The organism is Pusillimonas sp. ANT_WB101, from assembly GCF_008369125.1.
GTDB lineage: Bacteria > Pseudomonadota > Gammaproteobacteria > Burkholderiales > Burkholderiaceae_B > Allopusillimonas.
In genome coordinates, this window is record NZ_VOAY01000002.1 from 105,778 (window position 1) to 126,913 (window position 21,136).

The following is a 21,136-nucleotide window of genomic DNA, read 5'->3' on the forward strand; positions in this document are numbered from 1 at the left end:
CAGGAAACCGCAATTATATTCATGCGACGAACACTCTAGCTAATCACTCAAGAAGGAACCCGTCATGGCAGTCAAACTCGCTATTATTTTTTACTCTACCTACGGCACCAACCATCAGATGGCATCGATTGCTGCCGAAGCAGCAAAAACGACGAACGCTGAAGTACGACTTTTAAAAGTCGCCGAGACGGCACCAGAGGAGGTCGTTGCGGGCCAAGAGGCCTGGAAAGCGCAAGCTGACAAGACTGCCAACATCCCAATTGCCACGATAGAAGACATGGAATGGGCTAACGCCTACCTGTTCTTGGCTCCGACACGTTTCGGTGTTATGGCAAGCCAGATGCGCGCTTTTATCGATACCCTCGGAGGCGTATGGAGCAAAGGCGGTCTTGCCAACAAAGCAGTCTCGGCGATGTCATCTGCGCAAAACCGGCACGGCGGACAAGAAGCCACACTGCTTTCCTTTTATACGTCGATGTTTCATTGGGGTGCCATTGTGGTGGCCCCTGGCTATACCGACCCATCAATCTTCAAGGTAGGCGGCAACCCCTACGGCTACAGTCACACACAAGGCGAGGAATTTACCGAAGAGGTGAAGGCCGCGATTAGCCATCAGACTCGCCGTTTGATTGATGTGGCTGAAAAAATCAGTGGATGAGTAAGCCTGATCGTACTCTCGCCTGCCGTAAGCAAGAGTTCCGCCTGTTCCTTGCTTATTCGCAAAAAGTAGTCCGCTCAGCGTAATGCTAACGGTTTTGCCTTTTGAGCACCGAGCTACCGAGCCCGGCAAGGCCCCGTCCGGCGGTCAGGTCCTGGTTACTGATCAATCAGCATCTGTAAATCGCTTGATAACGGACTTCGTTGTGGTGACATTAGAGCAGGCGCTGCCACCAAGGGGTGTTCTATCCCAACCGATAGGCTGACTGAACATCTGGGCTCGCTCACCCTTAACTCGATGCACCGAAGCTGATATCGAACAGCTTATTACCGGTGGATCCGGTGTATGTGGTGGAAAAGCCTGTGTCCGCTTGAGCGTCCTATGACTTCGCCATATCGACGATACGCTTTCCGCTGTCGACCTCGGCGCACTTATCTATTTCATACTGCACTTTTCTTTTGGCGAACGCCAGCACTTCAAGAATATGACTGCGTGGAATAAAGCATACGCCGGCGCCGTCGGCCACAACCAAGTCGCCTGGATGAACCTCTATACCGCATATATTGACCATGCCGTTTATTTCAACGGACTCAACCCGCCACTTGCCTGTTATTGGAGTAATTTCAGTGGACCAAATAGGGTATCCAATGGCGATGAAATCGGGCACATCGCGAACTGCGCCATCAACAATGGCGCCGACTTCGCCTTGACGCTTTCCCATACGCCCGCCCACGCTTCCCATATTTGATGCGCCCGCGACTCCCTGAATAACAAGGACGTCGCCCGGTTTGGCAAGGTTGTGACATTCAATTTCAGCCATCCGGCTGTCATTAACTTGGGCGAGTAAAAATGGATCTTCCTCCCGCGCCACATTCTTAAGCGTTAACGCGGTGCCGACCATACGCCTATTGGGCATGATGCATCTAAGCTTGGACGCACTTATCGCTCCTGGAATACCCAAGGAGTCCAATGCATCGGATACGGCAGATGTTGCGTCACCTAGTGCTTCAAGCTCCGCCAGTACTGAGGGATCAGTGTGTGGCAGCTCTAGCAGCTTAATCTTCTCCGGAGCAATTCTTCCTGTTAATTCTATAGTCATGCGTGTTCTTCCATGCGCTCTGAGCGGTTCAGTGTCAACAATCCTCCCAAGCTATTAGGAGATATTTAATTGGCGGAATTAATGGTCGGCGCGATTAAGCCGGTTCACCTAAATGAGGGTTGTTTTTCAGATGTTCGACGAGCATCCCTATTGACCCGCCTTGCTGGATGATCTGCTGAATACTCAACGGTAGCGGGGGATAGAAAAAGACTTCTCCTGTCGTCAGGTTTTGAACTTCCCCATTCTGATAGTTGACCTGTAGATCATCACCATTCTGGATATTCTTGCTGATATCGTTGCAGTCTTTCAGACAAAGCAGTGGCAAGTTGTAAACGCCCTGAGAGGCGCGCACACCCATGGACTCACAGAGTATTCCAACACCCAACGCCTTCAAAGCGTACAGACCGTTATTGTGGGCTTTGCCAGCTAAGAAATTTTTTCCAGCAACAATAAAATCCCCTCGCTGAATGCGCTGTGCCAATTCGGGATCGATCTCCCGAAACAACAAGGGCATGAGTTCAGCCGGATCGGTAACCCGCCCAATCACCTTGTCAAAACTAATCACTCCGCCATCGTGCGGAATGTTATCCCCCAGCACGTGCGCATAACCTCGTTGGATCCAGTTCATGATTTATCGGACGCCTTTAATAAAAGTTCAGGAACTTATGTGCGAGGATCGGTTATGCACCCTTCGATCGCAGAGCGCGCAACGGTGATGGGACTGCCTAAATAGCACTTAGCATCTTTGGCGCCCATCCTGCCCGCGCCGTTAGTTGCCGCCGTGGAAATAGACACTTCATTTGGAGCCAGAGGGCCACCCAACCCGCCGGCACAGAGGCCGCAACCAGGAGGCAACTGAATGGCGCCCGCATCGGCAAAAATGTTGGACAAGCCACTGTCGGATAACTGTTTGGCTACGGCGACCGTACCCGGCACAACGAACATTCGCACATGCGGTGCAATTTTCTTATTTTTCAGGATGTCCGCAGCTATCCGAAAGTCGTCATACATGCCAGAGCCACACGCTCCGATAAAGGCATGGTCTATCTTCAAGCCGACCACCTCGTCTATCGATACGCCCTGGTCCGGCGCGCCTGGCAATACGACCTGTGGGCTAACTTCGCCGATATCCAGGGTAATCTTGTTTTCGAAATGGGCATCTTCATCGCTGATTTGCGTTTGCCAACCGCCCGTCAACTGTTGAGACGGAAACAACACGTTGGCTACGCCAATTTCAGTCAGCGTATTGCACAACGCTACTCGGGATGAAAGGGGCATTTCGTCTACAGCATGACCGGAAAACTCGACAACTCTATAGTCAAAATCGATGTCCAACCTTTCCGGCGACAACTGCGAAGACAACCAGAATCCCAGATCGCGCGGATGCGCACCGAATGCAAACTGGCCCGTCAATTCAATTCGAATCGTGGCCGGCACGGTTACCCACAATGATCCAGTAGCCAGCACAGTAATGATATCGGGCCCCGCCCTATGAGCATACGCACCCACCGCTCCAAAGTTTGTGCAATGCATGTCGTACGAAAACAGAAACATTCCCGGCTTTACCAGCCCGACCTCCATCGGGTAAATGTGACCGTGCCCAGCCTGGCCCGCTCCAAAAAAATATCGTACACCCCATTTTTCCGCAACGTGTCTATGGTTTTTAGCGTCCAAGATCGCTTCGGATGTCAAATGGAGCACTTTGTGGTCCGTAATGATCATTACCTTTTCGGGCGCAGTAATTCTGCGGTAGCCAAGCTGCGACAGTTGCTCGTATGCCATGTTGACATAGCCATCGTGCATGATTACAAGTTCAGGATTTGGCTGGACGATATCGCCCGGCGAAACCTTGTCTTTGCCCGAGGCTCTCGCCAGAATTTTTTCGGCTGATGTCATAGCCATATGCATTCCACCTTTATCGCATCCACCGTCCAAAATGCGTTTAATTGACTTTGACGTTGGCCGACTTAGCAATCGCCGACCATTTTTTCATTTCACTTCTGATGAATTCGGAAAACTCGTCAGGCGTAGTCGGCGCAGGAGTGAAACCCAGTGAAACCAGCTTGTTCATTGTCGCGGGGTCATTCAACAAGGCTACCATTGCCTTGTTCAGTTTTTCAATGATGGCGGGTGGCGTTCCTTTTGGGGCCAGGATGCCATTCCAATCTTCTATCTCAAAATCCGGAACACCAGCCTCTGCCATTGTGGGCACATCCGGAAATAATGGGCTCCGTTCGATGCTGGTAACTGCTAGGGCATTCAACCGACCCGATTCAACTAACCCTCGCGAAGGTGCCAAGCCCCCAAAAGTAAAAGACACTTCACCACTGACCACTGCAGTTGTGGCGGGCGTCGCACCTTTATAGGGCACATCCAACGCGCTGATTCCCGTCTGGTTATTGAACAATATCGAAGCCATGTATGCGGCACTGCCAACACCTGCCGTACTAAAGGCTAACGACCCCGGGTCCTTCTTGCCCGCCGCAATTAAATCACTAACTGTTTTGAACCCCATTTTGGGTGCTGCACACAAAATTAATGCAGTCTTTGCAGATAAGCTGATAGGCACAAAATCCTTCAAAGTATCGTAAGGCAACGAAGAGTAGATGTACGGGTTGATCGTCAACGCGCCGATGTGACCCACTAATAACGTATATCCGTCCGCCGCCGCGCGGGCTGCATATTCAGTGCCAACTATGCCGGCAGCTCCGGCCCGGTTTTCAACTACTATGGACTGTTTCAGCCTCTGCCCCAAGCCTTCGGCGACAACGCGGGCTACTACATCGGTATTTCCGCCTGGTGCGAAAGGCACGATAAGCCGAATGGGTTTATCAGGGTACGACGAGGCTGACTGGGCGGTAGCGACAGAGAAAGAACTCAACGCTGCCAAGGCAACCCAAGCATGACACAATAGTTTAAAGAATCTCATAGCTTCCTCGTGTTTAATTGTATGACAAAAATTAGTTAACAAGTCTATATTTCTTCTAATTACCGCCTTAAGAACACATATTGTATGACAATTGAAAAAAAAGCATCAACGAAAATTGTAAAACAAAGCGTATATTCAGATACCCTCACACGACTTTCCACTCTGATCATCGAAGGCGTTTACAAGCCCGGCGACCGCCTGATCGAACGCGAGTTGTGTGACCGTCTGCAAGTAAGTCGCACCTCTGTTCGCGAAGCTCTACGACGACTAGAAGCTGAGAGGCTGGTTCAAATCATCCCAAATAAGGGTCCAGTGGTACGGCGCCTAAGTACCAAGGAATTCCTAGACCTATGGGATATTCGCACCACCATTGAATGTCTGGCCGCCAGGCGTTTTGCGCTCCACGGTTCCGATGCGCAAATCTTGGCGCTGGAAAAATGCATTCACGCAATGGACCAAGCGCTGGTCAACGAAGACGAGCACCGCATTCGAGTGGCTAAAAATGATTTTTTCGAGTGTTTTATGATGGGTTCGGGCAATTTTGCGTTGCCCGATTTGTTAAGACAGCTAAATGCCCAGCTCAGCTTTATGTGGGCCTCATCATTACGGGTTCCTGGCCGACCTACGGCAAGTATCAAGGATCTTATGGCCTTATTGGAGACAATCAAGGCGCGCAATCCTGAAGCAGCCAACGCCGCAGTCATCCTATACAACGAGCGCGCAAAGATTATTGCGTTGGCCCGATTGGCCGAACTTGAGTCTGAGCCAGCAAAAACACCTACGCGCTCCAAAAGGCGGGTGCAGAGCTCTGCGGAAACGTAACGGTTCATCACCACAGCTGCTATGGAGACTGGTTGCGCTAGAGACACCGGTTACCCAGTGCCTCCCCCCGCACAGCTCTGCACGTACAGAATTACCGTATAGGGCTCATACCTCTGTTGTAACGCATAGAAGCGCTCTTCAGGATAGGGGTGCAATTTACGCGGCCGTGGTATGTACTGATTGGCAATGCGAGCAAAACGCTTCCTCGGTATTCGGTGCATTTGGCTGCGTCGACGCAAGGCATGCAGCCATGCCTGGCACGCTTCAACACTAAAGCCATCCAGGCGCCGCATGTTTGTCGGCACTGCGTGGTACGCGAAGTAGTCTCTGATAAAACGCTGCAACCATTTGCTTACCGCAGGAATCGGTTTGACCTGCCCCCAAGATTTAGGCACAAGTCGTTGTAGAGTTTGTGGCTAAGTTGATGTGACGAGCAGCAAACTCGCACGGGGTTAAATTATTCAGAGAGCTATGGGGTCGAGTCTGATTGTAATCTTGACGCCACGATTCAATCAGTACACGCGCTTCACACAAACTCGTGAACCAATTGTCGTTGAGGCATTTGTCGCGGAATTTGCCATTAAAGCTCTCGATATACGCATTTTGTATAGGCTTACCAGGCTGAGTAAAGGCCAGTGTCACGCCTCGCTGCTGGGCCCACGCATCCATCGCCAAACCCGTAAATTCCGGCCCATGGTCAACACGAAGTCGACGAGGCAAGGGGCGGTGCAGGGCAATGCGATCCAGTACGCGCGCTACACGCACGCCCGATAGCGACGTATCCACTTCAATGGCGAGCGTCTCTTTCGTGTAATCGTCCACAATGTTTAAGCAACGAATACGCCGGCCATCGGCCAGACCATCGTGCACAAAGTTCATCGACCACGTATCGTTGGGCTGATCAGGTAATGTCAGCGCAATCCGTTCCGTTGGACCGATACGTTTACGGTTGCGTTTGCGTACAACCAATCCTGCTTGTCGATATATCCGATAGGTACGCTTTACATTCACAGCCCAGCCCTCACGCTCAAGTAGCACATGAATACGACGATAACCAAAGCGGCGACGCTCCTGGGCCAGCGCTGTTATACGCTCGCGCAGTTCGCCGTTACTATCGGCCCGCGCTTGATAGCGTAGTACCGACACCGAGATGCTCATCAGCCCACAAGCGCGTCGTTCCGACAGCTGCCATGCTTGCTTTAATAGCTGCACAGCGTCACGACGAGCCTGTGGGCCTACCACTTTCGGCTAACGATATCCTTGAGCGCGGCGTTATCGAGCATGCTGTCAGCCAAAAGACGTTTCAATCGACCGTTTTCATCTTCCAGCGCCTTGAGTCGCTTAGCGTCGGAGACATCCATGCCGCCATACTTGGCTTTCCACTTGTAAAAAGTAGAGCTGCCAACCCATGCTTGCGGCACAGCGCATCCACAGATAAGCCCGCTTTGGCTTCCTTGATGAAACCGATGATCTGTTCTTCGGTAAACCGTTTCTTCATGTCCGTATCCCTTTAAACGGACTCTACCTGATTTTGTGCCTAACTTTGGGGGCAGGTCAGGTTGATAGCGGCACATCGCGTGAACTTCCGTTTTTGGTAAGTGGAAGGTGCGCGACACGGCGCGTCAGATCCACGTGCTCCCATCGCAACTGCACAAGCTCTCCACGCCGCATGCCGTTTCTTCTTGCGGGCAATCAAGACCCAGGCGGAAGAGAACCAGCGCAAGGCGGCAGACATTCTGTCGTTGTACGAACGCATGAAGCGCGAGGTGACTGAGCTGACGCGCTCGCAGTACGCCATCCATACGCTGGACTGGGTGTTCGAGCGGCCGATCTTCAAGAGTTCGGACTTTGTGGCCAGCAGCGGCATTCCTGCCCCAACGGCCAATCGCATTCTGGGTGTCTTGCGCGGCGGCGAGGTGTTGAAGGTGCTGATGGAAGCCTGCGGCAATCGGCCTGCCACGCTGTGCTTCCCAGCGTTATTGAACATCGCCGAAGGGCGGGAGGCATTTTGAGGCTCATGAAATGGCTACAAATGCCTTTGTGGCTCACGAAATGGCATTTGGCGAGCCTCAAGCAGGTTTGTGGTGTGCCTGTGAGCCACAAAACAACAGGGGTGAATCCATGATCCACAAATACGAGTGCTTGGGGGGCAGGCATATGAGCATTGCCGAGTTCATCCAAAACAAGATTCTTCGCCCTCGCTTGCAAAAGACCGGCAGCCTGGTGGTGTATGACCTTGACGTCCATACTCACGAACAGTTGTCGGATCACACAGCTGCTCGACAAGGCGCAAGGTAAGTAATTGGAAATCTTGCCAGTTGGTTGGCGGCGGAAAGTGAAGAATCATGGCATTGCGCGCATTCGTCCAGCTGTAAATCACGCAACTGTACTTTACCGATGGCCTCTAAGGCTAATCACGTAGCGTTAAGGCTACATGCTGCATTCTGCTTATTTCGATAGAACGCCGAAACGGGAGCAATCGCCGCAAGACTCATCCTGACTTTTTCGCTGAACGGCCGCTCAGAGCCGATTTCTGCCCCTCAGACCTGGCAATGCCTGTCTGCTCAAGTATGAAACAGTGCCTCTGACATTTCCTCGTACGCTTGATGCCACAACACTGTAAAACTCCTGCCGCCCATAGGTAATCAGCACGCAGCACCAATGCTGTCGCCATGCAATCAAAGTGCAGATGGAAAGCAGTCAGCGTGTAGTTGGTACGTTGCTAGCGGCTGGTGTCCATGCCGTCTACCAGAAACAAGGCTACAACTGTAGCCGGATATCCGTTCGATAAATCAAGCTCTTACACTGTTTTTTTGCTCTTTATGTCCTACAACGCGGGCGACCGCCGTTCGCTCCCAATTCCTTGAAAAGCAAGCGCTTTTCTTACCCCACCAGGGTGCGTCTTGTGTGGCACTTTTAAGGCCACAAATGAGCGACAGCGAATTTGTGGATTTGAAGGTGCCAGCCAGGTCGAAGGGCTGGCAACGTCATCAATCAGGGTCCCATCGAAGATGGGGTTATCGGGCAGGCAGCCGAACGTCAGTGAGCCATCAAACCATCAGAACTCAATGACCTCCAGCTATCATGCTGTGTTACACACCGAGCAAGACCGCCCCACCCTATCAACCACAAACAATCGTTGCCAAATGCCTGCAGGCAGGCGTCAGCGATACGTAAGTCAGACCATGCCCGTCCCGGCTCGGGATGAGCGAACAGCAAACTTAGGGCAGCGCAGTCCGGCGAGCCGAAGACGCAAACATCAATTGCATACCAAAATCTTAATCACTAGAAGTTTCCGCCGCCACGTAACCCAAAGCCGATTGGTTACAATCGCTACAAGTAAAAACTAAAACCACATCCGAACGAGAAGCGCCAAATAGTTCCGAGAAATCTCGATCCGGCCAATGCCTTGGACCACTCAGTCACCTCTTTCTCTATGCTTAGACTTCCTCGCAACGTCACACTCGACTTTGTTTCAGATCACATCACGAAACTTGAACTTGCTGATGCGGACGTTATTCAAGTACCAGGAAAAATACCGCCAGACGTAGGGTTTGCCGTTACTGGGCTTGTTATTCAACTCCTCGCGCTATGGTCCAGGACGCATAGCGAGCGCACGCTCCAGGTGGCAGGACAGCCAGTAGAAAAAATACTGACTGGACTTGCCAAAGAGCCACACGGAAGTGCTGCAATTTACTTTGCGGATCACATCAAAGGAGCTCAGGGTTTCAACGCAAGTGCAAGCGAAGCGCGACGTTATTTGATTCCTGTCATTCACGCCATGCAAAGGCACGAATTTCGTGACACAAGCGGTACTCGGGGAGCACACCTATGTTGCTTTTATGGCTCCGTCAACGAATATATTGGTCCCCTATACAGCCGCGACGATGAAGCCTCATTGCGAAATCCCAGCGATTTTATTGACCTGACCCGTAACGCGATTGCTGCGTTTGAACCGGCAGCCCTACGCAGACTTTCGCCCGAGGCATTAAATTTCATATCCTCTGTGGTCTATGAGCTATTTTCAAACACACACGAGCATGCCCGAAGCGATGAACAAGGGAACGCTTACACAAGCGGCAATGTTCGCGGCATTATTGCTCGAACGGTTGAATACCGAGAAGATAAAAAGGAAACGCATATTAACGTTCACCTTTCTCGCTATATGGCACTAGCCGCTATTCGACAGAAAAGGCATAGTGTCCAGCCCGAAGTCAATCAAGAACGGGTTGCTCGCGTACACGCCGGGTATGCCAAGCCGCACTCGGACAGAACAAAGTCGCTCGGCTCGACGCGCTTTCTAGAATTCACGATATACGACACGGGTCCTGGTCTAGCCCGTCAATGGGCCGTTAAGAAGCGTAGCCGTTCAATCAATAGCCTCACCTTCGAGGACGAACTTGAGTTTGTTCGGGAGTGTTTTGTCGTCGGTAATACAACCAAAAAAACTAACGGCGTAGGACGAGGCCTTGGATACTCTGTTGAATCATTGAAAAAGCTCGGTGCGTTCATGGCGCTTCGCACGGGCAGAGTATTTTTCTATCAAAATTTTCTAAACACTCGCACAGACGGCTTCGTGCCGGAGCATTGGTATCCTGACAACCAAGAGCAAGCCTATCTGCCAGGCACCACCTATACGATCGTTATTCCAATAAGTGGGGATCTAACATGAACTCCATGTTCACGTTCTCCTGGTCGTGCGGCGGATATACCTTTCAGGTACTGTTCAAGGCCCCTGGGTCTACCCCCGCTATCTACGTTGCAGAGGCAATAAAAGATGCGGCGCAGGAAGTGCTTTATCCAGACGGGATCATCTTGCTCAATGTTGACGGCGATGATAGTGAGATGCAGAGCATCCTGGGCGATGATGCGTTGCAGGGCGCCTTGAAACGGTTAGGGACAAAAACGGGGCTTTATACCGCAACAATCGGACCCGATCAAAAAAACGTCGAAACGAAAGTCGTGGAGAGTATGCCTTTGGCAGACTTCATCACTGGGAAACTGCGAGAGACGGACGTCTTGGCTGACATGTTCAAAGCAGGTATTCAACAAATCTTCACATCAAAAAAGATAGTAATTCCCGCGCCTCCTGGCTACCACTTTCAGAAGCCGTCCGGAGACAGTGCAAGCCACTTCATTCGTGCAGAGGAGGTCTTATCTCACAGCCAGGTGGTGGATTTTCTCGCCCTCGCATTACTTGTCAGGATGGGCAAGCGAGAAAACCTTAAAACTATCTATATCGATACGATGGGAATCTCCAGCGTGGCGTATGCCCTACGCGAACTCCTGCGCAGATCTCAATCAAATAATATCATTCCAAGGATCGTCAGTTTCCACTCTCATGATGGACTAGACAAGATTGACTCCCCCATGCCAGGCACGGCGTATTGCATTATCTCAGCGTCATCCTCGTTATCGTTGGAACAGAAATGGATAGAAAAAACACGGTGTAAGAGTGATGATGTAGTGACCTTGGCGACCTTCAAAGGCGCCGTAGGTGACGAAAACGCTATTTTTACTTTTGAACGACCAGACAATTGGGCAGAGCATGGCGCGATACCGACTTTGGGGACAAGGGGGCTTCGCACCCTAGGAGAGCGGTTTCAGCAAGAGCAGATGCCGTTAAAAAAAGTAACCTTATCGCGAGACCACCACCCGCTAAGCACCACAAAAGATCTTGCTCAACAGTTCTGGAGCTTACCTTTTCTGAATGTAGATGTTGCGACGCCTAACGGCAGAAGACGGACGTTCTACGCAGAGGGTACGTTGTTGGTTAAAAATAGAACGTTTCAGAAATGGCTTGAGAAAGAACTGCGATCCAAAGTGCCAGCGTCGATCCAAGGAATCATTTACCAGAATGATTCGGCCAGTCTCACATTGGCCAGGAAATGTAGAAATTATTTAAAAAAATTCAAGGTTGAACTTCCATGGGGAATGCATAGCAGTGACACTTATGAGCGTCACCTAGATACGTTAGACAGCAAACGGGGTTTGCTTATTCTCGCGGCGGTCATTGGACAAGGCCACACTTTGTTAGGCATCTCAAGAGATCTACGAGCACGCCATGAGGGCAGCAAATTATATTTAATCGGCTTACAAGTTTGCGCGGAAAAAAGTGAATCGAAATTTCTCCGTTCCAATTTAAGCAATACGAAAGACGGAACAAACGGCTTTAACCTTTGGAATTGCCTGGCAACGGGTTCAGCCATGCACCAGTCATTGAAACGCGAAGAGAGTTTATATAGAACTCATCCAGCCCTGAAGCCACTGTTCGATTACAGGCATAGCCGTCAAGTCAACGTTGGTTTGGGTGAAGCAGCTTTGTTACCTACTGCTATCGGAAATGCTTCGCTAGGCCTGAGAAAAGATTTCCTTTTCTGGCCTGAAGGTTATAAAGAAGGGAGCCAGCACGTAGCGCTCGTGCTCGCCACCATAGGTGCGATTCTCGAACACGCCCGCACAGATAAGAAGATGGACGAAAGGTATTGCATGCATTCGGATACGGTTCAGCATGTGATACTTGATCCTCAAAATTTCAATAGATTTAATGACGGGATAATTCAAGCATCACTATTAAGGCAGGCGTACCCGTCTGAACTTAATTATTCCGCTACTCATGAAGAAAGCGGGTTCATGCGTGAGTTTTTATTAAAAATATTCTCGGCCAGGAACAAACCCCAGGGAGAGGCTGCTTTGGAGTTCGCACTAGCATTAGCCATTCATCGCTTAAAAATTCAAAAGACTGACCTGGAAATTGTATGCAGTAGAACAACTGAGCTACTCACGGCTAGCGACTTTGATAAGCATCTTCTCATCCTGTTGAATCTCGCTAGAAATCAACCGCCCTCAAACTCCCCAGCCTTTTAGATTTAGGTAGTACCTTCTTACATGCACAGCCAGCTGCGTCCCGCACCTGCCAGGTTGAACGATATATCGTCGGCCACGACAGCAGCGCCACCAGCCGCAGATGGCGCAGGTATTCTCCGGCGATTCCTGCCAAGCGGTTATAGAACCCAATCCGATGCCATTCGGTTTCTTCTCGTTTCTCGCCTGTCGCCTTGTCTTTCCAGCTTGTCGATGTGGCAACGGAAATGGTGCAGATCCCGGACCCATCCGCGCTATAGCGCATTTCTGGACCGTGACCTAAGTTGCCGATGATGATAACTTTGTTGACTGATGCCATGTTGCTGCTCCTAGTAGTGGTTTGGCGTGCTCGCCGACAAATTTCCCAGGCCGATAAGGCAGCCTGGGGCTTCGGTTTAGTTGTTGGTCGAGCCGTTCAAAATCTGCATGACAGCTTTTGCCTGCCATATAGCGGCGTTGTTCAGTTGACGCACCCACGCGCCACGGGTTGGGCTCCACCGAAAACCATGGCGTTTTAGCATCTCGCGGGTGGTTTTTTCCGGCTTGCCTTCGAACATAAACATCACACGGTTCTCTTCCACGTCCTCGGCGTATGCATACCCCATCCCCTGTATGCTGACCGGCGCACGCTCCTGGTTAGCCTGTAATTGTTTGATCCGTTGCCCAATACGGCGAATGTTCGCGTTATTGTTGGTCAAGGTGAAAGACGGAAAGCCCACACGTCCGGCATAGTCCGGTGCCATCAGCTTCTGTGCGCTTTCTGCCGAGTATCCCAGCTCAAGCAAAGCACGCTGTTGGCTCTCTGCATCGCCCTTATGCTTACGGATCACCTGATTACTTTTTTTCATGCGTTCCTGATTTGCTGTCAGTTGCTCCGCCTGGCGCATGAGTTTTGCTATTGCATCAGGGTCATCGCTGGATACTCCCCCATCGCCTACAGCAGCCGCCTTCTGCACATAGTGGTCAGCCTTCTTTTGCAGATCAAAGGCTTTGCCGTACGTGTTGTGGATCCGCTGCCGATAATTGCGGTCTCGGCCTTCGCTGTGGTGGCCAACTAAAATCGGCTGTCCGAATGGAATCGCTTCACCCATTTGCTTTGCACGGCCATAGGTGGTTGCAGCTTGTGCCTCGGCCTGCACTGCCCTGGCCTCTAGCTTGGCCTTACGGTCTGCTTGTTTTGCTTCGTAGTGGTTCATGTCGCCTTCCTTCAAAAAGTGCGCGGTGGCGCGGTAGTGATTTCATTGCTGACCGGGCCTGAAGATTCTTGAGCCCGTTTGTAGGTTTTTGCTGCCGGGTTGTGTGCTGGTCCTATCGCGTTCTGCCGCCAGTCCTGTGAGTTCCATCGCCCTTGCCGTGCTGAATCACGCAATGACTAGCGGAAAGGGGGGAAGGTTTGTAAAAGTCGCGCAGCGGGTTTTATGAACACCCCCTTGAAGCGCCGGAACGTAGTGATACAGTCGGCGTTCTAGGGCGATGAAACTCTTAGGACCAGGCTTGCGGTGTCAGTACGCACAACCCGGCAGCAGCCCGCGCAGCGAGCGCCACCATCACCGAAGCGGTGATCTAAATTGAAGGCAGTTACGCAGCTGTATCCAGCTTGCACCAGCAAGCCGCTATGCCCGTCCCGGTACACCGGGACGGGCTGCTTTTGTTGAGAAGGAAGAAAACAGATAACTACTTGTGCGTCAGCACAAGTCCAACCGACGCCGGAGCGCGTGGCGTCTACCTGTGCAGGCGGGCTCTCACCCGCCCTGCTCCAGGTTTACACTTGGCCCGATTCCGCTAACGATGTCGTGTTCCGCCCTGTAACGATGATGTGATCCAGTAAACGAACATCAACTAGCGCCAGGGCTTGTTTTAAGTGTCGCGTCAGTGCCAGATCGGCCTCGCTGGGTTCAGGTATGCCGCTTGGGTGGTTGTGTGACATGATGATGGCTGCCGCATCCAAGCGTAGTGCTGTTTTAACAATTTCACGCGGGTATACGCTGGCCTGCGTCAGCGTTCCATGGCTCATTTCCATGTAACGGATCACCTTAAACTGACTATTCAGGTACAGCACAGCGGCGACTTCGTGCCCCATGCCCGACAGTTTGGCTTGAAAATACCGTTTTACTGCGTTCGGGTTCCCCATGTCAGCCCGGTCACCGATCAAACTTTCAGCGGCAATCCGTGCGGCGGCCAGTACATGCGAATCAGTCGCGGCCTGATACCGACCCGACGGGCTGCGCACATAAAGCGTTTGCCCTGCGTTCATGTTGTCATAGCCCAAAGCTGCAGTGTGGTTAACGTGTTCCATAATCCTATCCTTCAAAAGCCAATTGGTTTTCCTGCTGACCGGGGCCGAAGATTCCGAGCCTGATCGTAGGTTTTCGGCGTTCGCAGTAATACGGTTCCTGCGGGGTTGCCGCCGTTGCCGTGAGTTCGTCGCCTTGCCGTGCTGAACTGCTGGCCGGGGCTGATGAACAGGACCGTGGAATATATGGAGGGGACCCGCCTGGCGGGGAGGATGCCGTTCATGCCGCGAAAGCCAGGGCAGCGGACACGGTTGGCGGTACAGTCGGTGTTTTGGGCGGCGCACTCAGGGCAATGGGAACGACAGCCCGATATGCACTGATTGCGAATGCTGGCCCGCGCGGCGAGCGCCCCTACCGCCTGATGGCGGTCTGTATTTGAAAAGTTGTTTGTCAGCGGTCACAAGGCCCAAGCCCTATGGAGCTTGAACCCGATCCTGGGGCGGGGGGGGTAGACATCGGGATACAATCCAATCGCAACGACCGTATGCCCAGAACGGCCTTACTATGGCTGTATAAGCCACTATATAAGTACGCATCGCAGCTGCAATGCGTATAGGCCAATCTACGTAAAAACCAGTGAATACCGATGCCCGTACCTACCTACGACCAGTTCATAGAACCAATTTTTCGATACCTAGCTATCAACACTGATGGTGCGCCCGCACGAGTAGTTCATGAGGCTGCAGCCGATACGCTCGGCTTAACTCTAGAACAACGACAAGTTACCCTGAACAGCGGCCAAGCGGTTTACAAGAACCGAGCAGGCTGGGCCTATGACCGATTAAAACGGGCAGGATTTTCTGATGACGTGAAACGTGGTCACTGGAAATTGAATAACAACGGCATTCAGTATGTTCAAGCTCACCCGGCCCCGCTCTCAGCCGAACAAATCGAGCATCTTGCCGTTGGCTTCAAAGATGTCAGACTACGAGCAATTGAGGATGGAGCCCCACTCGCAACCAAAGCACAGACAGCTACCGCTGTTCAAACGAGCACAATCAGTCCAGACGATCTGCTTGATCAAGCATGGAAGGAATTACGCGAAGCCACAGCTGCCAATCTCTTAGAAAGTCTTTCACAAGTATCGCCAACGCGTTTTGAAGTTATTGTGCTTGATGTGCTTCATCGACTCGGCTACGGTGCAAATCGTAATGATTTACAACAGGTAGGCGGCTCTGGTGACGGCGGGATCGATGGGGTGATTTCATTAGACAAGCTCGGTCTAGAGAAAGTCTACGTACAAGCCAAACGCTGGCAAGGCACTGTCGGACGCCCTGACCTTCAAGCCTTTTATGGCGCATTAGCCGGTCAAAAAGCGAAACGCGGCGTATTTATTACGACATCAGGCTTCTCAGCCCAAGCTATCGACTTCGGCAAGTCCGTTGAAGGCATAGTTTTAGTTGACGGCTTACGTTTGGTCAATTTGATGATGGATTATGAGGTTGGCGTAACGTCACGGTCATTGATGATCCCAAAAATTGATACTGATTATTTTGATGAAGATTAGCTAATCAACTGGTCACGACTCAACCAATAGAAGATGAAAGCACCTACCATCTGGTACAAATAACTCATGAATGCAGTAGAGATTGAAGCAGCCGTATCGGATCTGGCATCCCAACCCTTTGATGGTGAGGAGTTCCCATTTGCCTTCCTGGCGGCCTTTGGAAATAAGAAAACAACCATAGATCGCCTGCGCAAAGGGAATACCAACGCGTCCGACGTGCCAAATGGCGTGCTTCAACGCAATAATATCCACGTTGCCACCTGCCAGCCCGGTGCTGTCAGCGAAACATTAAATGCCCTACGGGCCAGTCCTAAAACCACGACGGCAAAAGCAAAATTCATACTTGCAACTGACGGACGAACACTAGAAGCTGAAGATCTGGTATCTGGTGAGACCATTGCGCCCGACTACCGTAACTTTGCTGATCATTTTGGTTTCTTTTTGCCTTTGGCGGGCATCTCCACGATCAAGGAGATTAAAGATAACCCTATCGACGTGCGCGCCACAGGACGTCTTAATAAGCTTTACGTCGAATTGCTAAAGGATAATCCTGACTGGGCAACCGAAGAGCGCCGCCATGATATGAACCACTTCATGGCACGGTTGATTTTTTGCTTCTTTGCCGAAGACACCGGGATCTTCAAGGAAACAGGACTGTTTACCCGTACCGTTGATCAAATGAGCGAGCGGGATGCAGCAAATACACATGAGGTCATTGGAACAATATTTCATGCAATGAACCTAAGTGCTACTCAGCGTAACGCGGACAAGCCCCCCGCCTGGGCAGACGCCTTCCCCTATGTTAATGGCGGGCTGTTTTCCGGTAGCATCGATGTGCCCCGCTTTTCTCGTATGGCACGCACCTTCTTACTACACTCGGGCCAACTGAACTGGCGTGAAATCAATCCAGACATATTTGGGTCGATGATTCAGGCGGTAGCCGACGAAGGCGAGCGCGGCGCCTTGGGCATGCACTACACCAGCGTGCCTAATATCTTGAAAGTACTAAACCCTCTGCTTTTGGATGAGCTGCGCGAACAGCTAAATGCAGCTGGTGACAATCCCCGCATACTGCTCAATCTACGCAGACGTATGGCCAAGACTCGCGTATTCGATCCAGCTTGCGGGTCCGGAAATTTCCTGGTGATAGCCTATAAACAGATGCGTCAGATCGAAGCCGAGATCAATCAACGGCGCGGTGAGCCAGGGCTAAAAACTGAAATACCATTGACCAATTTTCGCGGCATTGAGTTGCTTAGCTTCCCTGCCGAAATTGCCCGCCTCGCACTGATCATTGCTGAATACCAGTGTGATGTGCAGTATCGGGGCCAACGCCAGGCTCTGGCAGAATTCCTGCCGCTTAACGCCATGAACTGGATCACCTGCGGCAATGCGCTGCGGCTCGACTGGTTAAGCCTGTGCCCACCAACCGGCAACCAGGTGAAGATGGTGGCTAATGACTTATTTCATACACCGCTAGATCAACCTGAAATTGACTTTGACAACGAAGGTGGCGAAACCTACATTTGCGGCAATCCACCTTACCTTGGCTCAACATGGCAGAGCGAGGAACAAAAAGCTGATCTAAAAGCAATTTTCAATGCTCGCAGTAAATCTTGGAAGTCGCTGGACTACGTTGCAGGTTGGTTCATGAAGGCTGCAGACTACGGCACCAAAACCGATGCGGCCTCCGCCTTTGTATCGACCAACTCAATCTGTCAGGGCCAGCAAGTGCCCATACTATGGCCGTTGATATTCGATACTGGTCATGAAATACAATTTGCCCATACTTCGTTCAAATGGGCGAACCTAGCTAGCCATAATGCTGGAGTAACAGTTGCAATTGTTGGTATTTCTAGAAATGCCGGAACTACGCGTCGACTGTACTCGGAAGCAAACGGCCAGAGTGACGGAAACTTGCAGATCAAGGTAGCGGATAACATTAATGCGTATCTGGTGCCTGGGCCCAATGTCATCGTTGAAAGAGCATCCAAGCCACTAAGCGCACTATCAGAGATGAGCTTTGGCAATAAGCCGGTTGACGGTGGCCACCTTTTGCTGTCAAAAAACGAGACGAACAAACTTGGGCTTTCGACTCAGCAGCGAACGCGCTTTCTTCGACGCATTTACGGTTCTGCTGAATTTATACGAGGCTTAGAGCGCTATTGTCTGTGGATCGAAGATAAGCATCTCGACGAAGCCATGGGTATTGAGCCAATTCGTCAGCGGATTGAAGGCGTACGCGCCATACGCCTAGCAAGCCGCGACAAAAGTGCCAACGAAATGGCGACGCGAGCTCACCAGATGCGAGAAATGAATATTTCTCAAAATTGGACAATTACTGTCCCCAGAACCTCGTCTGAAAGCCGTCCACTCCTACCGAGTGGTTTAATTGATAGTCGATCCACAGTGACAAGCGAAGCGTTTGCACTTTTTGATGCCCCTCTCTGGAATATGGCTATCATCGCTTCGCGTATCCATCTGGTTTGGATTGCGACTGTCTGCGGCAAGATGAAAACCGATTTCCGCTACTCCAACACACTTGGCTGGAACACCTTTCCCGTTCCACTGCTCACCGAACAAAACAAGATCGACCTGACGCGATGCGCTGAAAACATTCTACTCGCACGAGAGGCCCATTTCCCGGCGACTATTGCTGACTTATATGTCGCCGACAGCATGCCAGAGAACCTACGCCGTGCTCACGAGCAAAATGACGAAGTGCTGGAGCGCATTTATATCGGACGTCGTTTCCGTAATGACACCGAACGGCTGGAAAAGCTATTCGATCTTTATACCAAGATGACGGCTGTACCGTCACCCACCCGTAACACAAGGAAAACAGCACAATGAACACGGTAGAGAACCCGACAAATAAAAGAACAATTCCCGCCGTCTCCATTGCCACAGCCCATACTGGAGCGTCAAGTAACGCCAATGCGCTGGGCATGCGCCCTATGCAGGAGCGTGCTTACGCCAAGCGCGGCGAACAATACCTGTTGATTAAGTCGCCACCGGCCTCAGGCAAGTCGCGTGCATTGATGTTCATTGCACTCGACAAGCTACACAACCAGGGTCTTAAACAAGCTATTATCGTTGTCCCAGAACGCTCGATAGGAGGCAGCTTCGCCGATGAGCCATTAAAAGACTTTGGTTTCTGGGCAGACTGGGTCGTCAAGCCGCAATGGAACTTATGTAATGTACCCGGCGTGGACGAACTACGGGTGGCTAAATCCAAGGTGAAAGCCGTAGGCCAGTTTCTTGCTAGTGACGATCAAATACTAATCTGCACACATGCAACGTTTCGATTCGCTGTGGACGACCTGGGGCTGGCAGCTTTTGATAATCGCTTGCTTGCAATTGATGAGTTCCATCACGTTAGCAGCAACCCCGATAACCGCCTAGGCAACCAGCTCGGGCAATTTATCGAAAACGACAAGACACACATTATCGCCATGACGGGCTCGTATTTTCGTGGCGATGCCGAAGCGGTGCTTGGCCCTCAGGATGAAGCACGGTTCGAAACCGTGACCTACACCTACTATGAACAGCTCAATGGTTATCAATATCTGAAATCATTGGATATAGGCTATTTTTTCTACACAGGTCGCTACCTCGATGCGATCATGAAGGTGTTGGACCCCGCACTCAAAACCATCGTGCATATCCCGAATGTAAATTCCCGGGAAAGTTTGAAAGACAAGCACAAGGAAGTCGAAGAAATCATGGACTCGCTAGGCGACTGGCAAGGCGTAGATCCGGCCACGGGGTTTCATCTGATCAAGCTGCCAGCCGAACAAGGCGGGCATGTAATAAAAGTTGCTGACCTGGTCGATGACGGCGATGCGGCAAAGCGCTCCTATGTACTGAATGCCCTCAAAGATCCAACGCAGCGCCAGAATCGCGACCATGTCGACATTATCATTGCCCTTGGCATGGCCAAAGAAGGGTTTGACTGGATCTGGTGTGAACACGCCCTAACCATAGGCTATCGCAGCAGCCTGACGGAAATAGTCCAAATCATAGGACGTGCAACACGAGATGCGCCAGGTAAAGAAAAAACACGCTTCACCAACCTGATTGCCGAACCCGATGCCTCGGAGGCAGCCGTCACAGAGGCGATAAACGACACATTAAAGGCCATCGCAGCCAGTCTGCTTATGGAGCAGGTACTAGCTCCACGGTTCGAATTCACACCAAAAAACGCGGGCGTTCAGAACGGTTTTGATTATGGCCCAAACGGTTATATTGATGGCGGCACCAACGTCGGTGTTAATGAAACAACAGGCCAGTATCACGTCGAAATCAACGGGCTCGCTATGCCTCAAAGCGCTCAAGCCAACCGGGTCTGCCAGGAAGACTTGAACGAAGTCATCACCGCTTTCGTCCAAGACAAGTCTGCCTTAGAGCGCGGCCTATTTGATCGTGAAAACACCCTTCCCGAAGAGCTGACACAGTTACGTATGGGTAAAATTGTGCGTGATCTCTACCCCGAACTTAGCAATACGGATCAGGAGGCAATTCGTCAACACGCCATTGCCGCGTTAACGATTACTCAACAAGCCAAGCAGCAGTTGACTGACGGCAATCAAGCTGCCGCAGAAGATGGTCGAGGGAGCCTCGCGCTGATTCACGGCGTGCGCAAATTTGTGAATGTGCGTGACCTGGACATTGACCTGATCGACCGTATTAATCCGTTCGAGGCTGCCTACGCTATTCTGGCCAAAGCGATGGACGAAAAGACACTGCGCCAGGTGCAAGCCAGCGTTGCCGCAAAGCGTGTCAGCATCCCGTATGACGAGGCGCGTGAGCTGGCACAGCGGGCTTTACAGTTTAAGCAAGAACGAGGTCGTTTGCCCGACATCAATTCCCCCGATGTGTGGGAGAAGCGCATGGCTGAAGGGGTGGCCGCATTCGCACGATACCGTTCCCAGCAAAAATCTGCTGAGGAACATTAAGGGAT

The 21,136-nt window shown here is 51.4% G+C and carries 15 protein-coding genes and 3 pseudogenes; 9 read left to right on the plus strand and 9 right to left on the minus strand.

Going from position 1 to position 21,136, the window contains the following annotated elements:
- Positions 1–64: 64 nt before the first annotated feature.
- Positions 65–658: an NAD(P)H:quinone oxidoreductase gene (gene wrbA, locus FQ179_RS09485; RefSeq protein WP_149397079.1), complete on the plus strand. Its 594-nt coding sequence runs from the start codon at positions 65–67 to the stop codon at positions 656–658.
- Positions 659–1,037: 379 nt separating this feature from the next.
- On the opposite strand, the gene FQ179_RS09490 is transcribed toward wrbA, so the two are convergent.
- The 4 genes from FQ179_RS09490 to FQ179_RS09505 all read right to left on the minus strand — a co-directional run bounded on the left by FQ179_RS09490 (position 1,038) and on the right by FQ179_RS09505 (position 4,686).
- On the minus strand, positions 1,038–1,757 hold the full coding sequence (locus FQ179_RS09490; protein ID WP_149397080.1) for an RraA family protein: 720 nt from the start codon (positions 1,755–1,757) through the stop codon (positions 1,038–1,040).
- Positions 1,758–1,851: 94 nt separating this feature from the next.
- Complete coding sequence (locus FQ179_RS09495) at positions 1,852–2,385, minus strand: hypothetical protein (protein ID WP_149397081.1); 534 nt, start codon at positions 2,383–2,385, stop codon at positions 1,852–1,854.
- Between the two features lie 35 nt (positions 2,386–2,420).
- Positions 2,421–3,659 carry an aconitase family protein gene (locus FQ179_RS09500; RefSeq protein WP_188074471.1) on the minus strand — a complete coding sequence of 413 codons (1,239 nt, stop codon included), beginning with the start codon at positions 3,657–3,659 and terminating at the stop codon, positions 2,421–2,423.
- Between the two features lie 40 nt (positions 3,660–3,699).
- Positions 3,700–4,686 (minus strand): tripartite tricarboxylate transporter substrate binding protein, encoded by a 987-nt coding sequence (locus FQ179_RS09505; RefSeq protein ID WP_149397082.1) that lies wholly within the window; start codon positions 4,684–4,686, stop codon positions 3,700–3,702.
- Positions 4,687–4,770: 84 nt separating this feature from the next.
- On the opposite strand from FQ179_RS09505, the gene FQ179_RS09510 reads away from it, so the two are divergent.
- On the plus strand, positions 4,771–5,508 hold the full coding sequence (locus FQ179_RS09510) for a GntR family transcriptional regulator (protein ID WP_149397083.1): 738 nt from the start codon (positions 4,771–4,773) through the stop codon (positions 5,506–5,508).
- 387 nt (positions 5,509–5,895) lie between these two features.
- On the opposite strand, the pseudogene FQ179_RS09515 reads toward FQ179_RS09510, so the two are convergent.
- Positions 5,896–7,006 (minus strand): annotated as a pseudogene (locus FQ179_RS09515) (IS3 family transposase).
- A 62-nt stretch (positions 7,007–7,068) separates the two neighbouring features.
- Positions 7,069–7,194: pseudogene (locus FQ179_RS09520) on the minus strand (tyrosine-type recombinase/integrase); the annotation flags it as partial.
- Here FQ179_RS09520 and FQ179_RS09525 point away from each other — a divergent pair.
- The 4 genes from FQ179_RS09525 to FQ179_RS09540 all read left to right on the plus strand — a co-directional run bounded on the left by FQ179_RS09525 (position 7,191) and on the right by FQ179_RS09540 (position 12,375).
- On the plus strand, positions 7,191–7,520 hold the full coding sequence (locus FQ179_RS09525; RefSeq protein ID WP_149397084.1) for a hypothetical protein: 330 nt from the start codon (positions 7,191–7,193) through the stop codon (positions 7,518–7,520). The pseudogene FQ179_RS09520 and the gene FQ179_RS09525 overlap by 4 nt on opposite strands.
- Positions 7,521–7,530: 10 nt before the next feature.
- Positions 7,531–7,806, plus strand: a complete 276-nt coding sequence (locus tag FQ179_RS09530) for a hypothetical protein (protein ID WP_149397085.1) — start codon at positions 7,531–7,533, stop codon at positions 7,804–7,806.
- Positions 7,807–8,917: 1,111 nt separating this feature from the next.
- Entirely contained in the window at positions 8,918–10,180 is a 1,263-nt protein-coding gene (locus FQ179_RS09535) for a hypothetical protein (RefSeq protein ID WP_149397086.1), read from the plus strand.
- A complete protein-coding gene (locus tag FQ179_RS09540; RefSeq protein WP_149397087.1) occupies positions 10,177–12,375 on the plus strand; it encodes a hypothetical protein in 2,199 nt (732 codons plus the stop codon). Before FQ179_RS09535 ends, FQ179_RS09540 begins: the two co-directional genes overlap by 4 nt.
- A 37-nt stretch (positions 12,376–12,412) precedes the next feature.
- Here the strand turns inward: FQ179_RS09540 and ssb are convergent.
- The 3 genes and pseudogenes from ssb to FQ179_RS09555 form a co-directional block, all read right to left on the minus strand.
- A pseudogene (gene ssb / locus FQ179_RS22705) lies at positions 12,413–12,691 on the minus strand (single-stranded DNA-binding protein); the annotation flags it as partial.
- A gap of 76 nt (positions 12,692–12,767) precedes the next feature.
- Positions 12,768–13,568: a DUF3560 domain-containing protein gene (locus tag FQ179_RS09550; RefSeq protein ID WP_149397089.1), complete on the minus strand. Its 801-nt coding sequence runs from the start codon at positions 13,566–13,568 to the stop codon at positions 12,768–12,770.
- A 566-nt stretch (positions 13,569–14,134) separates the two neighbouring features.
- Entirely contained in the window at positions 14,135–14,668 is a 534-nt protein-coding gene (locus FQ179_RS09555; protein WP_149397090.1) for a RadC family protein, read from the minus strand.
- Positions 14,669–15,252: 584 nt separating this feature from the next.
- Here FQ179_RS09555 and FQ179_RS09560 point away from each other — a divergent pair.
- The 3 genes from FQ179_RS09560 (at position 15,253) to FQ179_RS09570 (ending at position 21,131) form a co-directional block, all read left to right on the plus strand.
- Positions 15,253–16,173 (plus strand): restriction endonuclease, encoded by a 921-nt coding sequence (locus FQ179_RS09560; RefSeq protein WP_149397091.1) that lies wholly within the window; start codon positions 15,253–15,255, stop codon positions 16,171–16,173.
- A gap of 66 nt (positions 16,174–16,239) precedes the next feature.
- Complete coding sequence (locus tag FQ179_RS09565) at positions 16,240–19,026, plus strand: DNA methyltransferase (RefSeq protein ID WP_149397092.1); 2,787 nt, start codon at positions 16,240–16,242, stop codon at positions 19,024–19,026.
- A complete protein-coding gene (locus tag FQ179_RS09570; RefSeq protein WP_149397093.1) occupies positions 19,023–21,131 on the plus strand; it encodes a DEAD/DEAH box helicase in 2,109 nt (702 codons plus the stop codon). Before FQ179_RS09565 ends, FQ179_RS09570 begins: the two co-directional genes overlap by 4 nt.
- Positions 21,132–21,136: the final 5 nt, after the last annotated feature.